This is a genomic window from Ochrobactrum sp. CGA5, assembly GCF_006345815.1.
Taxonomy (GTDB): domain Bacteria; phylum Pseudomonadota; class Alphaproteobacteria; order Rhizobiales; family Rhizobiaceae; genus Brucella.
Window position 1 is genome coordinate 1 of sequence record NZ_VCIG01000005.1, and the last position, 14358, is coordinate 14358.

Here is a 14358-nt window from a genome sequence, read left to right on the forward strand (position 1 = left end):
AGTTTCTCCGCGGTACTCCAGCGTCGACGCCGCTCAGGGCCGGAAAGAATTTCCATCTTAATGCTATTACCAGTCATAATGTGAACAGTAGTCCTATCACTTATTTAAGTGGCAGAAACTGTCCGGGCAATTAAGGGGCTATTCCAGGGGTTGAGAACGTAGTTGCTGCTACCGGAAACTCCGTCCCACAAGAAGGTCAGCTGTTCTCATTATTAAATGATATCTACAACCGAGCTGACGAAGAATGTTCAATAGGCATCGCGTTCCGCCGTGGGAATGATGGTGCACAGGCAAACGTGTGTCGGTCCATTTTAATAAACTACTTAACTAACCCCGATATAGAGAATGGCAGAATCCTAGCTGATAAGCTTTCCGGCGTTACGACGAAGCGTTCGGGTCTTGGGTTAATGTTTCTATTGTATGGTATTGAGGGTGCACACCATAAGGTTGTTATATCTCGATTCAGAGCCAATAATGGTGTCCTCGTTGACGATGCTGCGGACGCATTAACTGTAGAATTCATCGACCGCGTTTTCATGAAGAATGCTCATTCCTATAAGGCGGTCTGGTATCAGCATGAGTCGCTAGCTGCAGGATTTTGGAGCGGTCATGCGGTTGATAAGCAGATCAACAGTCGTGACGCTGAGACGTCCAATTACTGGGTTCGAGACTTCCTTGAGTCAGAATTTTCAACCACGCCGGCGATGGGGACACGTAGGCTTGCATTAGCGCTGAAAGATGCGGCTAACCGGGCTACTGATTTGCAAGTGAAGCAACAGATAACCGCTGCTGCTACTTTGGCACCCGGTATCGAAGGGCATCACATGAATGCGAATGAGTTTTGTGACCGCTTCGGTTTTTCGGCACAGACGAGAGAACAAGTTTTACGAGCTTTTCCCAGACCGGATCTGGCTGAGGACAATTTCGTGTTTAATGCGGAGGAATTCTTCAAACAGCTGCCTTATAAAACCGTAGAGTTAGATTCTGGGGCTGTCTTAACCGCACAGTCTTCGCAGTTTGATGAAGTATTTGATAGGGAAGAGATTGATAATGATGAGTTTATTTTCTCAACAAAAGGGAAGATAGTAACAGAAAAACTTGAGAAAACAAAATGAGTCATATCGCGGATGAATACACTGTTCGACACGAGAAGGCGTTGATTCCTATATCTAGGAACCTTGAGAGTTTCATTGCTAACTTGTTGAAGGGAATGGATCGTATCGATAGAATTTCTGCTCGCGCTAAAAGCATTGATCGTTTTGTAGGTAAGGCCGAAAAGGTTGTGGGAGGTAAGCTAAAGTACGAAGCACCATTTCATCAAATTCAGGATCAAATTGGAGCCAGAATAATTACGTATTATCGTTGTGATGTTGATCGTATTGAAGGTGAAATATTGCGATACTTTCATCCCATCGAATCAAAAGATGTTGTTCCTCAAAGCGAGTGGGAGTTCGGCTACTTTGGAAGGCATCAAATTTTACTTTTGCCGCCAGACGTTGTCACTAATGATATTGATCCCGCGCTTGTTCCAATATGTTTCGAGCTTCAGATAAAAACATTATTTCAACATGCTTGGTCAGAAGCAAATCATGATTTGGGATACAAGCCGGGGCAAAAGGAACTTGATCGAGATGATTTGAGACAGTTGGCGTTCACTTCCGCGCAGGCGTGGGGTGCTGATCGCATTTTTAACGAGTTGTTTGAAAAGAGAAATGTCGACGGGGGCTGAATTCTTAAGATAGCCCCGAATCTTATGACGCAACGACTACACATTCTGCCGATTCTGCAGGTTGGTAACCGTGCCGTAACCGCGACCGCTTCAATCGATTACGCATATGGGGGGAGGTATGGCTCAGAAAATCAAAAATCCCAGACGAGGCCGGGATTTTGAGAAATGCCTTGCTGAAAACTGGAGCGGGCGAAGGGATTCGAACCCTCGACCCCAACCTTGGCAAGGTTGTGCTCTACCCCTGAGCTACACCCGCTCGCGCCAGTCGTTTCGGAAACCATTCGTTTCCGTCAGGCAAGCGCTATATGAACTAACACCCCGGAGATTGCAACAGGGAAATTGCAGGAAAATGCCGTTTCAAAGAAATTAGCTGCCGGATTCATTATAACTAACTGTAAAAATTATATTTTTCAGAGTGCGAGTCATATTCTCGGCTGTGATTTTTCGCCAAAACAAGGAAAATTGGCCTGCATGGATAACGGAATCGATGGTCAAACGGGGGGTAAGCGTTGGCGCATTTGTGTGAACATTCCAATTCGTTTTGCATGGTTTCTAAGCCTGTATCCATGGTCTATAAGCGCTGATGCAAATCATCGAAACGTGAGGAGCGTGATGAAATGCGCATCATACTCAATACCGAACAGAATGGGGTGGAATCATGCCTGTGTCGCCGAGCGAACTTCACGACTATCTTCAGAAACTCGGTATCGAGGTGAAGACTATCGAACACCCTCCCTTGTTCACAGTAGCCGACTCCCAAAGCCTGCGCGGTGAAATTCCAGGTGGCCATACCAAAAATCTCTTCTTGAAGGACAAGAAAGACAATTTCTTTCTCGTGACAGTCGAAGAGGATGCAGTGGTTGATCTGAAGTCGATTCACCAATTGATCGGCGCTGCGAGCCGTGTTTCATTCGGTAAGCCTGAAAAATTGATGGAGTATCTGGGAGTGTTTCCGGGCGCAGTTACGGTATTCGGTGCGGTCAACGATAGCGCACATAATGTGCAGGTTATTCTAGATGCCGATCTCATGAAGTATGATGTCATCAACGGGCATCCGCTGACCAACGAAGCCACGACTTCAATCAAGCGTGAAGACCTTGTCGCTTTTCTCAGAGCCACCGGACATGAACCGCAGATTCTGGCGGTTTCCGAAAGTGCGAAAGCGGACATTTCAGTATAAACTGATTTTCGCAATGGGCGATCTTCTTGCAAGCAGCAATTGTTCATTGAAGTACGAGGCGGGAGCGCTAAATTACAGCGCAGCTTGCTGAAATGACCGTCTTGAAATTGGCTTTCGAAGATACGAACTGAAAGAACGACACCGGCTTGCATGTGTACTGTCGCATCGGTCGGAAAATACGAAGGAATTTCCTATGAGCAGCCAGAATAATCCTTATGCCGGTGCAGGTGGCCAGATGACGGCGAATGTTTCTTTCGGTTCTTCACCAGCTTCTGCGGGAGGTGCGGATCTCGTCAAGGACACGACGACGGCAGGTTTTCAGGCGGATGTAATTACCGAATCCCGCAAGCAGCCGGTGTTGGTGGATTTCTGGGCGCCGTGGTGCGGACCTTGCAAGCAGCTCACACCAATCATTGAGAAGGCCGTGCGGGACGCGGGTGGCGTGGTCAAACTGGTCAAGATGAATATCGATGATCATCCGGCTATCGCGGGCCAGCTTGGGATTCAATCCATTCCGGCCGTAATCGCTTTCGTCAATGGTCAGCCGGTCGATGGTTTCATGGGCGCTGTGCCGGAATCGAAAGTGAAGGAATTCATCGCCAAGGTTGGCGGGCCGAGCGATGCCGAAGCGGCGCTTGCCGAAGCCATTACTGCCGCAAATGAGCTGGTCGAAGCTGGTGATTTCGTTCAGGCATCGGATATTTTCGCGTCCATTCTTCAAGCCGTACCGGACAATGTCGATGCAATTGTCGGCCTTGCCACCTGTGTTCTGGAATCCGGCGATGCGGAAAAGGCGCGGGAAATTCTGGTCCAGCTTCCTGCGGACAAACAGGATGCCCCTGCCGTTTGCGCACTGGAAGCACGTCTTGCACTGGCTGATCAGGTCAAGCTCATTGGCGATCCGGTTGAACTTGAGAAGCGTATTCAAGCTGACCCGAAGGATTATCAGGCTCGCTTCGACCTCGCACAGGTGCGTAATGCACAGGGGCGGCGTGAAGAAGCGGCCAATGAGCTGCTTTTCATCATGAAGTCGGACCGCGATTGGAATGAAGACGGCGCACGCAAACAGTTGCTTCAGTTTTTCGAAGCGTGGGGCAATGCCGATCCAGCGACGCTCGGTGCGCGGCGCAAGCTGTCGTCGCTTTTATTTTCCTGATCACGAGTGGCCGGGAGCATGGTGGATGAATTGTGCTTCGCACGCCATGCGGATTCCATTCCAACTGTTAGGACATACGTTTCTAGAGTCCTAAAGGGAGGTTGAAATGCAGGTGGGCAATGCCCGTTACAGAACGGGCGCCGATATACCCGAGACTGTGCCGGTTTTCCCGTTGAAAGGGGCGCTGCTTCTGCCCGGCGGTCAGCTTCCGCTTAATATCTTCGAGCCGCGCTATCTGGCGATGGTCGAAAATGCTTTGGCAGGTAAGCGTATAATCGGCATGATTCAGCCGAAAATTGACGGCGACGATGACGAAACGATCAATGAGCTGGATGAAAGCCTCCGTCCGCAATTGAGCAATGTCGGCTGTCTTGGCCGCATCACTACCTTTGCCGAGACAGGAGACGGTCGCCTGCTTATTACCTTGCAGGGAATCTGCCGCTTTCGTGTACGGGAAGAGGTCAATTGCCGTCAGCCTTATCGACAATGCCGTATCATACCGTTCCTTGCTGATCTGGAAGAGGCGCAGGATTCGTCGGAGATTGACCGGGACGCTTTGCTGGGTGCTTTCCGCGATTATCTCGAAGCACATAATCTGGAGGCGGACTGGGAGAGTATTTCTCGCGCGAACAACGAAACGCTCGTCAATGCACTTTCCATCATGTCGCCTTTTGGCCCGGCGGAAAAACAGGCACTTCTGGAGGCTCCCGATTTGCAGACGCGTGCGGCAACTTTGATTGCCATCACCGAAATGGTATTGGCCAGGGTAAAGGACGACGATTTTGGATCGCGGCTCCAGTGAATTCAGGAATTAGACAATGGACGATAAGGCGGAAACCGGCAACATTGATGTGCGCCTGCTTGAACTTCTCGTATGCCCGCTTACAAAAGGGCCGCTGGAATATGATGCGGAACGTGCTGAACTGATCTCGCGGAAGGCGAAACTTGCCTATCCGGTTCGGGGTGGAATACCTATCATGCTGCCATCCGAAGCGCGCAGTTTGACAGAGTGAGCACAGCTCTATTTGTCGATGATTGGAAGCCTGAAACGCTGAACGGCATCGGCTCTACTCGCTGTTATATAATTTCTGCTCAGCCCCCAATCTTTTTCATAAGTTTCAGCCGCGCGCATTATTGCTTGTCGGACAACAGGGCTCTATAACCCTCGCGGAACTTGATGAAGATGGTATCGGGCGGCTTAGGACGCTTCGATGTTGTTATGAATTCGAACGCGATATTCTGGCGAAACGTGTCATTGGTTTTCGGGAATATGCGAAACAAAACAGAGGCTTGGCATTATGGCATCCAGAAAACTCCTTCTCCTGCCCGGCGATGGCATCGGTCCAGAGGCGATGGCGGAAGTCCGCAAGATCATCGCTTTTCTCAACTCGGGCCTCAATCTCGGCTTTGAAACCGAAGAAGGTCTGGTTGGCGGCTCGGCATATGACGCGCATGGCCAGGCGATTTCCAATGCGGATATGGAGAAGGCACTGGCTGCCGACGCCGTACTTTTCGGTGCTGTCGGTGGCCCAAAGTGGGACGATGTGCCTTATGAAGTACGCCCGGAAGCCGGTCTTCTGCGCCTGCGCAAGGACATGCAACTCTACGCAAACCTGCGCCCTGCCATCTGCTATCCGGCTTTGGCTCATTCCTCGTCGCTGAAGCCGGAAGTGATCGAGGGGCTCGACATTCTCATCCTGCGTGAGCTTACCGGCGGTGTCTACTTTGGCGAGCCAAAGGAAATCATTGACCTCGGCAATGGTCAGAAGCGCGGCATCGACACGCAGGTCTATGACACTTACGAAATCGAACGCATCGCCGATGTTGCCTTCGAGCTGGCGCGTACACGTCGCAATAAAGTCACGTCGATGGAAAAGCGCAACGTGATGAAGTCGGGCGTCTTGTGGAATCAGGTCGTCACCGCGCGTCACAAGGAAAAGCATGCCGACGTGGAACTGGAGCATATGCTGGCCGACGCTGGCGGTATGCAGCTCGTGCGCTGGCCGAAGCAGTTCGACGTCATCGTGACGGACAATCTGTTCGGCGACATGCTGTCGGACGTTGCTGCGATGCTGACCGGCTCGCTCGGCATGCTGCCGTCCGCCTCGCTTGGTGCGGTCGATTCGAAAACCGGCAAGCGCAAGGCGCTATATGAGCCGGTCCACGGTTCCGCACCGGATATCGCTGGCAAAGGCGTTGCTAATCCGATTGCAATGATTGCTTCACTTGCCATGTGCCTGCGCTATTCCTTCAACCTGGTGGATGAGGCGGATCGTCTGGAAGCTGCAATTGCGCAAGTGCTTGATGATGGCCTGCGCACAGCCGACATTTGGTCGGAAGGCAAGACCAAGGTTGGCACCGTCGAAATGGGCGATGCCATCCTCGACAAATTTTCAACGCTTTCCGCAGAATAAGCGCGAGAGACGCATCGGACTGAGTGTCCGCCATGCATTTTGCGTGGCGGACTTCTCTTTTTCTGAATAAGTGCCCGATTTGAGGCTGTAAACTCCTGCTCCGCTGCATAAGAATAGCCGCATGTTGTTCACGCTCCCAGATCAAAACGAACTCTATGATGCACTTCTCGCCCGCGATGCCGCTTATGAGGGCAGGGCCTATGTCGGTGTGATCTCGACCGGAATTTTCTGCCGCCTGACTTGTCCGGCGCGGAAACCGAAACAGGAAAATTGCCGCTTCTTTGCATCGGTTGTCGAATGCATGGCCGACGGCTTTCGGCCCTGCAAAAGATGCCATCCACTACAGCCCGCTGCCGACGCGGAGCCCTCCGTCAAAAAGCTTCTCGATGCGCTGGAGGATGATCCAGAGCGCCGCTGGAGCGAGGAGGATGTTGTTCTCATGGGGCTCGATCCCTCAACCATCCGTCGCAGTTTTCGCCGCCATTTCGGGATGACATTCCTGGAAATGGCCCGACAGGAGCGCTTACGGCATGGATTCCAGACGCTTGTCGATGGCGGGCGCGTAATCGATGCACAGATTGATGCAGGTTTTGAATCTGCGGAAGCTTTTCGTCGTGCTTTTGCCCGCATACTAGGGCTTCCGCCCGGTAAACTGCGAGGTGATGGTTTGCTACGCGCTGACTGGATCAAGTCACCGCTTGGCACAATGATCGCTATCTGTGATGCGCGACGCTTACACCTGCTTGAGTTCGTTGATCGTAAGGCGCTGTCTGCGGAACTGAAGAAGCTTTATGTCGCCTGTCGTGGAGATCTGGGAGTGGGACGTTTCGGCACCCATGATCTTGTCGAGCAGCAGTTGAATGCGTTCTTTAACGGTCATTCTCCGACATTCGATGTGCCGCTGGTGCTGCATGGCAGCGCTTTTACGCAAGGTGTTTGGCGTGAGCTTCAGAATATTCGGGCAGGGGAGACTCGCAGTTACAGTGAACTGGCACAGGCGATTGAGAAGCCGCTTGCCGTGCGTGCAGTTGCCCGGGCCAATGGGGCAAACCAGATTGCTATCATCATTCCATGTCATCGAGTGATTGGTGCGGATGGGTCGCTCACAGGTTATGGCGGCGGTCTCTGGCGAAAGCAGAAGCTGATAGAAATTGAAGCGCACTATCGCCGATAGAAACTCAGAGAAATAAGAAAACGCCGCCCAATGGGCGGCGTTTTGATTTGAGAAACTGTGACGCTTAGTCGAGCTTGTGTAAATCTACGCCCTTGGTTTCCTTGACGAAGATCATACCAATCACGAAAGTGATGGAGGCGATAATGATCGGATACCAGAGGCCGTAATAGATGTCGCCCTTGGCTGCGCTCAGTGCGAACACGCCAGCCGGAAGCAGGCCGCCAAACCAGCCGTTGCCGATGTGATATGGCAGCGACATGCCGGTATAGCGAATGCGGGTCGGGAACATCTCGACGAGGATCGCGGCAATCGGGCCATACACCATCGTCACGTAGATGACGAGGATTGTAAGAATGGCGATTGTCAGGAACCAGTTCACCTGTGCAGGGTCAGCGACCATTTTGAATGCGCCAGCGTTCGGGATGGTATAGACAGCCTGATCAGTGCTGACACCAAGACCGTCGGCTTCGGTCTGGGTCAGAAGCTTCTGTTTCACCAGATCGGCAGCCGGAACCATCGCTTTGTCTCCGCCGCGGATGGCTTCGGCATTGAGCTGAAGTTCCGGATTGGCGGCGACAAATGCGTCGAGCTTGCTGTCCGGTACTTTCGCAGGATCGCGAACGAGCGGGAAACCGGCCTTCTGCAAGGCAAGGTTCACGTCGTGAGACAAGGCTGATTGCTTTGCCTTGGCATCGGCTCCTGCCTGAACAGCGTCGTAGGACGTGATCGTGCTGTCACCGATTGTTACAGTTGCGGGGGTGCCGGCTGCTGCTGTCTGCACGATTTCGTATGGTACTGAGCTCTTGGCGAGGAAGCTTGTCGCAACATCGCAAGAGGTGGTGAACTTCGACGTGCCGGTAGCGTTGAACTGGAAGTTACAATCGCCGGGAGCCGCCGTCACAGTGGCCTTGACGGTCTGTTCAGCCTGAGCCAGAGCCGGATTTGCAGCTCCGGTCAGTGCTTTGAACAACGGAAAGTAGGTTACAGCAGCAAGCAGAAGGCCTGCCATGATGATTGGCTTGCGACCGATCTTGTCCGACAGCCAGCCGAAGAAGACGAAGCCGCCTGTACCGATAACGAGCGCGATGGCGACCATGATGTTTGCCGACTGGTTTTCGACCTTCAGGACATTCTGGAGGAAGAACAAGGCGTAGAACTGGCCACAATACCACACCACGGCTTGACCGGCGGTAAGGCCGAAAAGAGCGATAAGTGCAATCTTGGCATTCTTCCATTGGCCGAATGCTTCAGAAAGCGGGGCCTTGGATGTCTTGCCTTCTTCCTTCATGCGCTTGAATGCAGGCGACTCGCTCATCTGCATGCGAATCCAGACGGAAATACCGAGCAGGACGATGGAGACGAGGAACGGAATACGCCAGCCCCAAGCCGCGAAAGCTTCTTTGCTCATCATGCTCTGGATGCCAAGGATGATGAGTAGCGACAGGAACAGGCCGAGCGTTGCTGTTGTCTGGATCCATGACGTGAAGAAACCACGCCGATTGTTCGGAGCGTGCTCCGCAACATAGGTTGCCGCGCCGCCATATTCACCGCCCAGTGCCAGCCCCTGCAACATACGCAGGGCGATCAGGATGATCGGCGCGAAAATACCGAGCGTGGCCGAGCCAGGCAGGATGCCCACGAGAAACGTGGATGCGCCCATGATGACGATAGTGACAAGGAACGTGTATTTACGCCCAACGAGATCACCGATGCGTCCGAAGACGAGAGCGCCGAACGGCCGGACAAGAAAGCCTGCCGCAAAAGCGAGCAGAACGAAGATGTTTCGGGTCGCTTCCGGGTATTCGTTGAAGAATGCTGCGCCGATGAAGGCGGCAAGCGTTCCATAGAGATAGAAGTCGTACCATTCGAAAACGGTGCCAAGCGAAGACGCAAAGATGACCTTGCGTTCTTCGCTCGTCATTTTCTGCGTGCCGACATCAGCACTTGACGAGACTGCCATTAATCTGTCCTCCCAAACAGAGCCCCTGACGGGCAAATGTCAGACGAACCTTCTTCACCAGGTAGATGAAATTCGCCTGTTGCACCGGGAAAGTTCCTCTCAACTGTCCGGTGCTCTCCTCACATTTGTATGATGAACCGAAAAAGAGGATTCGTGCAGTAGTCTTTAGTATGAGACAGAACTGACGGCTTGAATTACTAGGGAAAATTGATAAAGCGCCAAAAAATGCGCTCCTTGAAGGGGTGGAGAATTGACTCCATCTATAAACCGCGTAAAAGCAATGGCGAACGAAGGAGAACCCGCGTGGATCGCGTTAACATAGCGTCAGTTTCGCTTGGAGCTGCCGGCATATTTGCCGGGGCCGCGCCTATGCCTTCGATTTTCAAAACACTCACGGCCATTACTAAAACGACCACGAAAACGGTCTGATTCCCTTGGCCTGCTCGCCCTCTCCCCGGGTCTGGCCCGGGGGCGGAAGTCCCGCGTGGCCTGCGGGGTTCCGAATCTGGAAGCGGAGAGGGACAGGAGACAAAGAATGGGTTTCAAGGTTGCAGTTGTCGGCGCTACCGGAAATGTCGGGCGCGAAATGCTCAATATCCTCGAAGAACGTGGCTTTCCGGCTGACGAAGTTGTCGCGCTTGCATCGCGCCGCAGCCAGGGCACGGAAGTGTCCTATGGCGATCGGACGCTGAAGGTCAAGGCGCTCGACACGTATGATTTTTCCGATACGGACATCTGCCTGATGTCTGCCGGCGGCGATATTTCCAAGGAGTGGTCGCCGAAAATTGGCAAGCAGGGCTGTGTGGTTATCGATAACTCGTCAGCTTGGCGTTATGACTCGGAAGTGCCGCTGATCGTGCCGGAAGTGAATCCAGACGCGGTCGAAGGCTTCCGCAAGAAGAACATCATTGCCAATCCGAACTGCTCGACCGCGCAGCTTGTCGTGGCTCTGAAGCCACTGCACGATGTAGCCAAGATCAAGCGCGTCGTCGTTTCGACCTACCAGTCTGTTTCGGGCGCAGGTAAGGAAGGCATGGATGAGCTGTTCGAACAGTCACGCGCTGTTTTCGTCGCCGATCCTGTCACAGCGAAGAAGTTTACCAAGCGCATTGCGTTCAACGTGATCCCGCATATCGATGTCTTCATGGAAGACGGCTACACCAAGGAAGAATGGAAAATGGTGGCCGAAACCAAGAAGATGCTTGACCCAAAGATCAAGCTGACGGCAACGGCCGTTCGCGTTCCGGTCTTTATCGGTCACTCCGAAGCGGTCAATATCGAGTTTGAAAGCCCGATTACGCCGGAAGAAGCACGCGAAATCCTGCGCGAAGCGCCTGGGTGCCAGGTTATCGACAAGCACGAGAACGGCGGCTACATCACGCCGTATGAATCCGCTGGCGAAGACGCGACCTATATCAGCCGTATTCGCGAGGACATCACTGTTGAGAACGGTCTGGCGATGTGGGTTGTTTCCGACAACCTGCGGAAGGGTGCTGCTCTCAACACGATCCAGATCGCCGAACTGCTGGTCGCGCGCGGCCTTATTAAGCCGAAGGCGCTTGCCGCCTGATTATTCGCACTCAATTTCGATGTTAAGAAGCGCCGGGAAACCGGCGCTTTTTTGTTAGCGGGAAATGCTGTCTGTGAGATTGCCGCGTATATTGAGCAATCGCCTGCGTAAATCCTGTAGCTCATCGATGGGCTGACCGAGCGCACAGAAAACCTGTTCAGGGATGCTCTCTGCTTCGTTGCGCAGTGCCTTGCCATCATCCGTCAGCGTGATACGGACCTGTCGCTCATCTTGCGGGTCACGCCGACGTGTTATCCGTCCGGCTGCTTCGAGGCGTTTCAACAGCGGGGTCAGAGTGCCGGAATCAAGGTTGAGTTTTGCACCAATCTCCGAAACGGTTTGGCCATCTTGTTCCCAGAGAACGATCATCACCAGAAACTGCGGATAGGTCAGATCAAGCTTGCTCAAAATTGGCTGATAGGCACGCGTCAGCGCATTCGCTGTCGAATAGATCGCAAAGCAGACCATGTTGGACAGGCCGAGATTGGATTTCTGAGCGTCAGGCTTCATCGATAACTCCTTTGCCAATATATACATCAGACACAATTGGATTGTGCATCACATAATCGTGACATTAAATTTTACATTATTATATTGCGCACAATGTAATTGCGTATAATATGACTGGTGAAAACAAGCTGAAGGAGACCACAAATGCCAATTCTATACACGACACAGTCGACAGCAACCGGCGGCCGCACTGGCAGCGCCAAGACCGCCGACGGACGGCTCAGCGTCGTTCTCGATACGCCGAAGGAGCTCGGCGGTTCGGGTGGCGAAGGGACCAATCCCGAGCAGCTTTTCGCTTCCGGCTATGCTGCTTGCTTTCTGGGCGCGTTGAAATTTGTGGCTGCCAAAGAGAAAGTCGCCATTGCCGCAGATAGCACCGTGAGTGCGACGGTTGGTATAGGCCCGCGTGAAGACGGCACGGGCTTCGGGCTTGATGTGGCGCTCCAAGTTGCACTGCCGGGCGTGGACAAGGTGAAGGCGGAAGAGCTGGTTCAGGCCGCTCATATCGTCTGCCCGTACTCGCACGCAACACGCGGCAATATTGATGTCCGCCTGAGTGTAGCCTAAGATTACAACTGCATTCTTTGTGATACCGGGCTGCAAAGAGCGATTTATCTGTGTTCCGGCGCTCACGTACCTTCAAGTACGCTCCGCTCCGGTACTCGAAAATGATTTCTTTCGCCACGCCGGACAAAGTGGCAACCGTAATGCTAATACAAATGCAATGAAGGCGCCCTGTGGGCGCCTTTTTCAATTGCGGGGATGCGCTATTCCGCCTGTGCTTCGATATTCTCCATATCGTCGTCGGACAGCCCGAAATGATGGCCAATCTCATGAATGAGCACATGGGTGATGATATCACCCAACGTTTCTTCATGTTCGGACCAATAGTCAAGGATCGCACGGCGATAGAGCGTGATGCGGTTGGGGCCTTCACCGGTCTGTAGGCTGAAACGCTCGCCGATGCCGCGCCCCTCGAAAAGGCCAAGCAGGTCGAAAGGCGTATCCAGCCCCATATCCTCGATGATCTGATCGTCAGGAAAATCAGCGATCTGGATGATGATGTCGCCGCACAATGCGCGAAACTCCTGCGGCAGGTGCGCAAGAGCTTCAATCGCGATGGATTCGATTTCGTCCAGCGAGGGCGAGAGACGTCCCGCCCAGTCGCCGCTTTGATCTTCTCGGGCCATTCCAGCCAATCGTGTCCTATTCACTTGTGCAGGCCACCAGACCTGCGATCAGGCATTCCGGCCGAGTATATATAGCGCATGCCGACATTATGCCCAGGGACGCTGTTCGGCGCGCTTGACCTCGAATGCGTCGATGCTGCCGGCTTTTTCCATGGTCAGTCCGATGTCGTCTAGACCATTGAGCAGGCAATGGCGCTTGAAATCATCGAGGTCGAAGGAAATCGTGCCACCGTCAGGGCCATGAATTTCCTTGGCTTCGAGATCAATGGTGAGGGTGGCGTTGGCGCCGCGCGAAGCGTCGTCCATCAGCTTGTCCAGATCTTGTTGGCTGACCTTGATGGGCAAAATGCCGTTCTTGAAGCAGTTATTGTAAAAGATGTCGGCAAATGAAGTCGAGATCACGCAGCGAATGCCGAAGTCGAGCAAAGCCCATGGTGCATGTTCACGCGAGGAACCGCAGCCGAAATTGTCGCCCGCAACGAGAATCTGCGCGTTGCGGTAGCCCGGCTTGTTCAGGATGAAATCCGGGTTTTCAGTCCCGTCTTCGTTGAAGCGCATTTCGGCGAAAAGCCCCTTGCTCAGACCTGTGCGCTTGATCGTCTTAAGGTAATCCTTCGGAATGATCATATCCGTATCGATATTGACGATCGGCAGGGGGGCGGCAACGCCCGTGAGCTTGGTGAACTTATCCATGTCCTGAACCTGTCGGTTGGGAATTTGCATTTTCCAAACTGGTTTACATCAGCTTGACCGAGAGTCAACGTTTGAGGCCGAAACTGCCCAATAGGTCGCAACTCCCGACCTGTTTTGCGATCTATCCGGCGCGCGCGGAGGCACGCCGGATAGATCGATTGTCAGGTTAAGCGCATATTCCTGTCCGCAAACCGCGTCAAGATTTCCATATCATGCGCAATTGACGCAGTTTGCGCAATTATCAGACGTTAAGGGCGACGCCACCGGTCTCGCTGCCAGTTAGGCGGCGGGATTTGCCATCAGTGCCCACGACAATCGTATAACGCCTGCGCCGCATGGAAAGGTTCGGCGAAACCGACACATCGATTGCCGGATCAAACTGAAGCGTGATGCGCCACAGTTCAGGTTTGATCGTTTCCTCTACGGCGATAATGCGGGCATCAAACGGCGTCGTGTGAAACATGCCGGTGATGCGCTGCCCTACGCGGTAAGGCGCGGTATCGCCCTCGACGGATGCGGGCGCCACCTTGCCGTCATTGGCGGCAAGCGTATTCCAGTCACGTGTGCCGGACTGGCGCGCCACAAGGTCGAGTGCCTTGCCGTGGCTGATGGTGATGCCTTCCTCACTCAAAGCCTGCCGCAAACGGCGGGCCTGATGCTTGAAGTCAGCGTTATTGGTCCCAGCGATAATAGCTGTGGTCATTGTTCTCGCTCCTTGTTGTGAGCGGCGTTTTCATGAACGGGTGCCCGCGTTGCCGTTTCTGCCGTCACCGGAACAAAAA

15 protein-coding genes and 1 tRNA gene are annotated in these 14358 nt (G+C 53.2%); 10 read left to right on the forward strand and 6 right to left on the reverse strand.

Annotated elements, in window-relative coordinates; genetic code table 11:
• Window positions 1-407: 407 nt before the first annotated feature.
• Together FJQ48_RS04780 and FJQ48_RS04785 are read left to right on the forward strand one after the other, a co-directional pair.
• Complete coding sequence (locus FJQ48_RS04780) at window positions 408-1115, forward strand: hypothetical protein (protein WP_139974069.1); 708 nt, start codon at window positions 408-410, stop codon at window positions 1113-1115.
• Entirely contained in the window at window positions 1112-1729 is a 618-nt protein-coding gene (locus FJQ48_RS04785) for a RelA/SpoT domain-containing protein (RefSeq protein ID WP_139974070.1), read from the forward strand. Before FJQ48_RS04780 ends, FJQ48_RS04785 begins: the two co-directional genes overlap by 4 nt.
• 181 nt (window positions 1730-1910) lie before the next feature.
• On the opposite strand, the gene FJQ48_RS04790 is transcribed toward FJQ48_RS04785, so the two are convergent.
• Window positions 1911-1985: transfer RNA gene (locus FJQ48_RS04790), tRNA-Gly, on the reverse strand.
• A 402-nt stretch (window positions 1986-2387) separates the two neighbouring features.
• Between FJQ48_RS04790 and FJQ48_RS04795 the strand changes: the two genes are divergently transcribed.
• From FJQ48_RS04795 to FJQ48_RS04825, 6 genes are all read left to right on the forward strand, one after another.
• On the forward strand, window positions 2388-2909 hold the full coding sequence (locus FJQ48_RS04795) for a prolyl-tRNA synthetase associated domain-containing protein (protein WP_139974071.1): 522 nt from the start codon (window positions 2388-2390) through the stop codon (window positions 2907-2909).
• A gap of 193 nt (window positions 2910-3102) precedes the next feature.
• A complete protein-coding gene (gene trxA / locus FJQ48_RS04800) occupies window positions 3103-4065 on the forward strand; it encodes a thioredoxin (RefSeq protein WP_139974072.1) in 963 nt (320 codons plus the stop codon).
• Window positions 4066-4171: 106 nt separating this feature from the next.
• The gene (locus FJQ48_RS04805) at window positions 4172-4867 is read left to right on the forward strand and encodes an LON peptidase substrate-binding domain-containing protein (protein ID WP_139974073.1); all 696 of its coding nucleotides are present in this window, start codon (window positions 4172-4174) and stop codon (window positions 4865-4867) included.
• A 16-nt stretch (window positions 4868-4883) separates the two neighbouring features.
• Window positions 4884-5078, forward strand: coding sequence for a Trm112 family protein (locus FJQ48_RS04810; RefSeq protein WP_139974074.1), 195 nt, complete (start codon window positions 4884-4886; stop codon window positions 5076-5078).
• 285 nt (window positions 5079-5363) lie between these two features.
• Complete coding sequence (gene leuB / locus FJQ48_RS04820) at window positions 5364-6479, forward strand: 3-isopropylmalate dehydrogenase (protein ID WP_139974075.1); 1116 nt, start codon at window positions 5364-5366, stop codon at window positions 6477-6479.
• A 121-nt stretch (window positions 6480-6600) separates the two neighbouring features.
• Window positions 6601-7653: a trifunctional transcriptional activator/DNA repair protein Ada/methylated-DNA--[protein]-cysteine S-methyltransferase gene (locus FJQ48_RS04825; RefSeq protein WP_139974076.1), complete on the forward strand. Its 1053-nt coding sequence runs from the start codon at window positions 6601-6603 to the stop codon at window positions 7651-7653.
• 64 nt (window positions 7654-7717) lie between these two features.
• Here the strand turns inward: FJQ48_RS04825 and FJQ48_RS04830 are convergent, their stop codons facing one another.
• The gene (locus tag FJQ48_RS04830; RefSeq protein ID WP_139974077.1) at window positions 7718-9613 is read right to left on the reverse strand and encodes an MFS transporter; all 1896 of its coding nucleotides are present in this window, start codon (window positions 9611-9613) and stop codon (window positions 7718-7720) included.
• 535 nt (window positions 9614-10148) lie between these two features.
• On the opposite strand from FJQ48_RS04830, the gene FJQ48_RS04835 reads away from it, so the two are divergent.
• Window positions 10149-11183 (forward strand): aspartate-semialdehyde dehydrogenase, encoded by a 1035-nt coding sequence (locus FJQ48_RS04835; protein WP_139974078.1) that lies wholly within the window; start codon window positions 10149-10151, stop codon window positions 11181-11183.
• Between the two features lie 54 nt (window positions 11184-11237).
• Here FJQ48_RS04835 and FJQ48_RS04840 read toward each other — a convergent pair whose 3' ends face one another.
• Complete coding sequence (locus FJQ48_RS04840; protein ID WP_139974079.1) at window positions 11238-11693, reverse strand: MarR family transcriptional regulator; 456 nt, start codon at window positions 11691-11693, stop codon at window positions 11238-11240.
• A gap of 144 nt (window positions 11694-11837) precedes the next feature.
• Here FJQ48_RS04840 and FJQ48_RS04845 point away from each other — a divergent pair, with 144 nt between their 5' ends.
• Window positions 11838-12260, forward strand: a complete 423-nt coding sequence (locus FJQ48_RS04845) for an organic hydroperoxide resistance protein (RefSeq protein WP_139974080.1) — start codon at window positions 11838-11840, stop codon at window positions 12258-12260.
• Between the two features lie 200 nt (window positions 12261-12460).
• On the opposite strand, the gene FJQ48_RS04850 is transcribed toward FJQ48_RS04845, so the two are convergent.
• The 3 genes from FJQ48_RS04850 to FJQ48_RS04860 all read right to left on the reverse strand — a co-directional run bounded on the left by FJQ48_RS04850 (window position 12461) and on the right by FJQ48_RS04860 (window position 14279).
• A complete protein-coding gene (locus tag FJQ48_RS04850) occupies window positions 12461-12883 on the reverse strand; it encodes a metallopeptidase family protein (protein WP_139974081.1) in 423 nt (140 codons plus the stop codon).
• An 87-nt stretch (window positions 12884-12970) separates the two neighbouring features.
• Window positions 12971-13576 (reverse strand): 3-isopropylmalate dehydratase small subunit, encoded by a 606-nt coding sequence (leuD, locus tag FJQ48_RS04855; protein WP_139974597.1) that lies wholly within the window; start codon window positions 13574-13576, stop codon window positions 12971-12973.
• A gap of 241 nt (window positions 13577-13817) precedes the next feature.
• Window positions 13818-14279, reverse strand: coding sequence for a glyoxalase superfamily protein (locus FJQ48_RS04860; protein ID WP_139974082.1), 462 nt, complete (start codon window positions 14277-14279; stop codon window positions 13818-13820).
• Window positions 14280-14358 lie beyond the last annotated feature (79 nt).

Coding starts and splice junctions, on each gene's coding strand:
- FJQ48_RS04780 (WP_139974069.1), top strand. CDS start 408: ATGTTTCTATTGTATGGTATTGAGGGTGCACACCATAAGGTTGTTATA.
- FJQ48_RS04785 (WP_139974070.1), top strand. CDS start 1,112: ATGAGTCATATCGCGGATGAATACACTGTTCGACACGAGAAGGCGTTG.
- FJQ48_RS04795 (WP_139974071.1), top strand. CDS start 2,388: ATGCCTGTGTCGCCGAGCGAACTTCACGACTATCTTCAGAAACTCGGT.
- trxA (WP_139974072.1), top strand. CDS start 3,103: ATGAGCAGCCAGAATAATCCTTATGCCGGTGCAGGTGGCCAGATGACG.
- FJQ48_RS04805 (WP_139974073.1), top strand. CDS start 4,172: ATGCAGGTGGGCAATGCCCGTTACAGAACGGGCGCCGATATACCCGAG.
- FJQ48_RS04810 (WP_139974074.1), top strand. CDS start 4,884: ATGGACGATAAGGCGGAAACCGGCAACATTGATGTGCGCCTGCTTGAA.
- leuB (WP_139974075.1), top strand. CDS start 5,364: ATGGCATCCAGAAAACTCCTTCTCCTGCCCGGCGATGGCATCGGTCCA.
- FJQ48_RS04825 (WP_139974076.1), top strand. CDS start 6,601: ATGTTGTTCACGCTCCCAGATCAAAACGAACTCTATGATGCACTTCTC.
- FJQ48_RS04830 (WP_139974077.1), bottom strand. CDS start 9,613: ATGGCAGTCTCGTCAAGTGCTGATGTCGGCACGCAGAAAATGACGAGC.
- FJQ48_RS04835 (WP_139974078.1), top strand. CDS start 10,149: ATGGGTTTCAAGGTTGCAGTTGTCGGCGCTACCGGAAATGTCGGGCGC.
- FJQ48_RS04840 (WP_139974079.1), bottom strand. CDS start 11,693: ATGAAGCCTGACGCTCAGAAATCCAATCTCGGCCTGTCCAACATGGTC.
- FJQ48_RS04845 (WP_139974080.1), top strand. CDS start 11,838: ATGCCAATTCTATACACGACACAGTCGACAGCAACCGGCGGCCGCACT.
- FJQ48_RS04850 (WP_139974081.1), bottom strand. CDS start 12,883: ATGGCCCGAGAAGATCAAAGCGGCGACTGGGCGGGACGTCTCTCGCCC.
- leuD (WP_139974597.1), bottom strand. CDS start 13,576: ATGGATAAGTTCACCAAGCTCACGGGCGTTGCCGCCCCCCTGCCGATC.
- FJQ48_RS04860 (WP_139974082.1), bottom strand. CDS start 14,279: ATGACCACAGCTATTATCGCTGGGACCAATAACGCTGACTTCAAGCAT.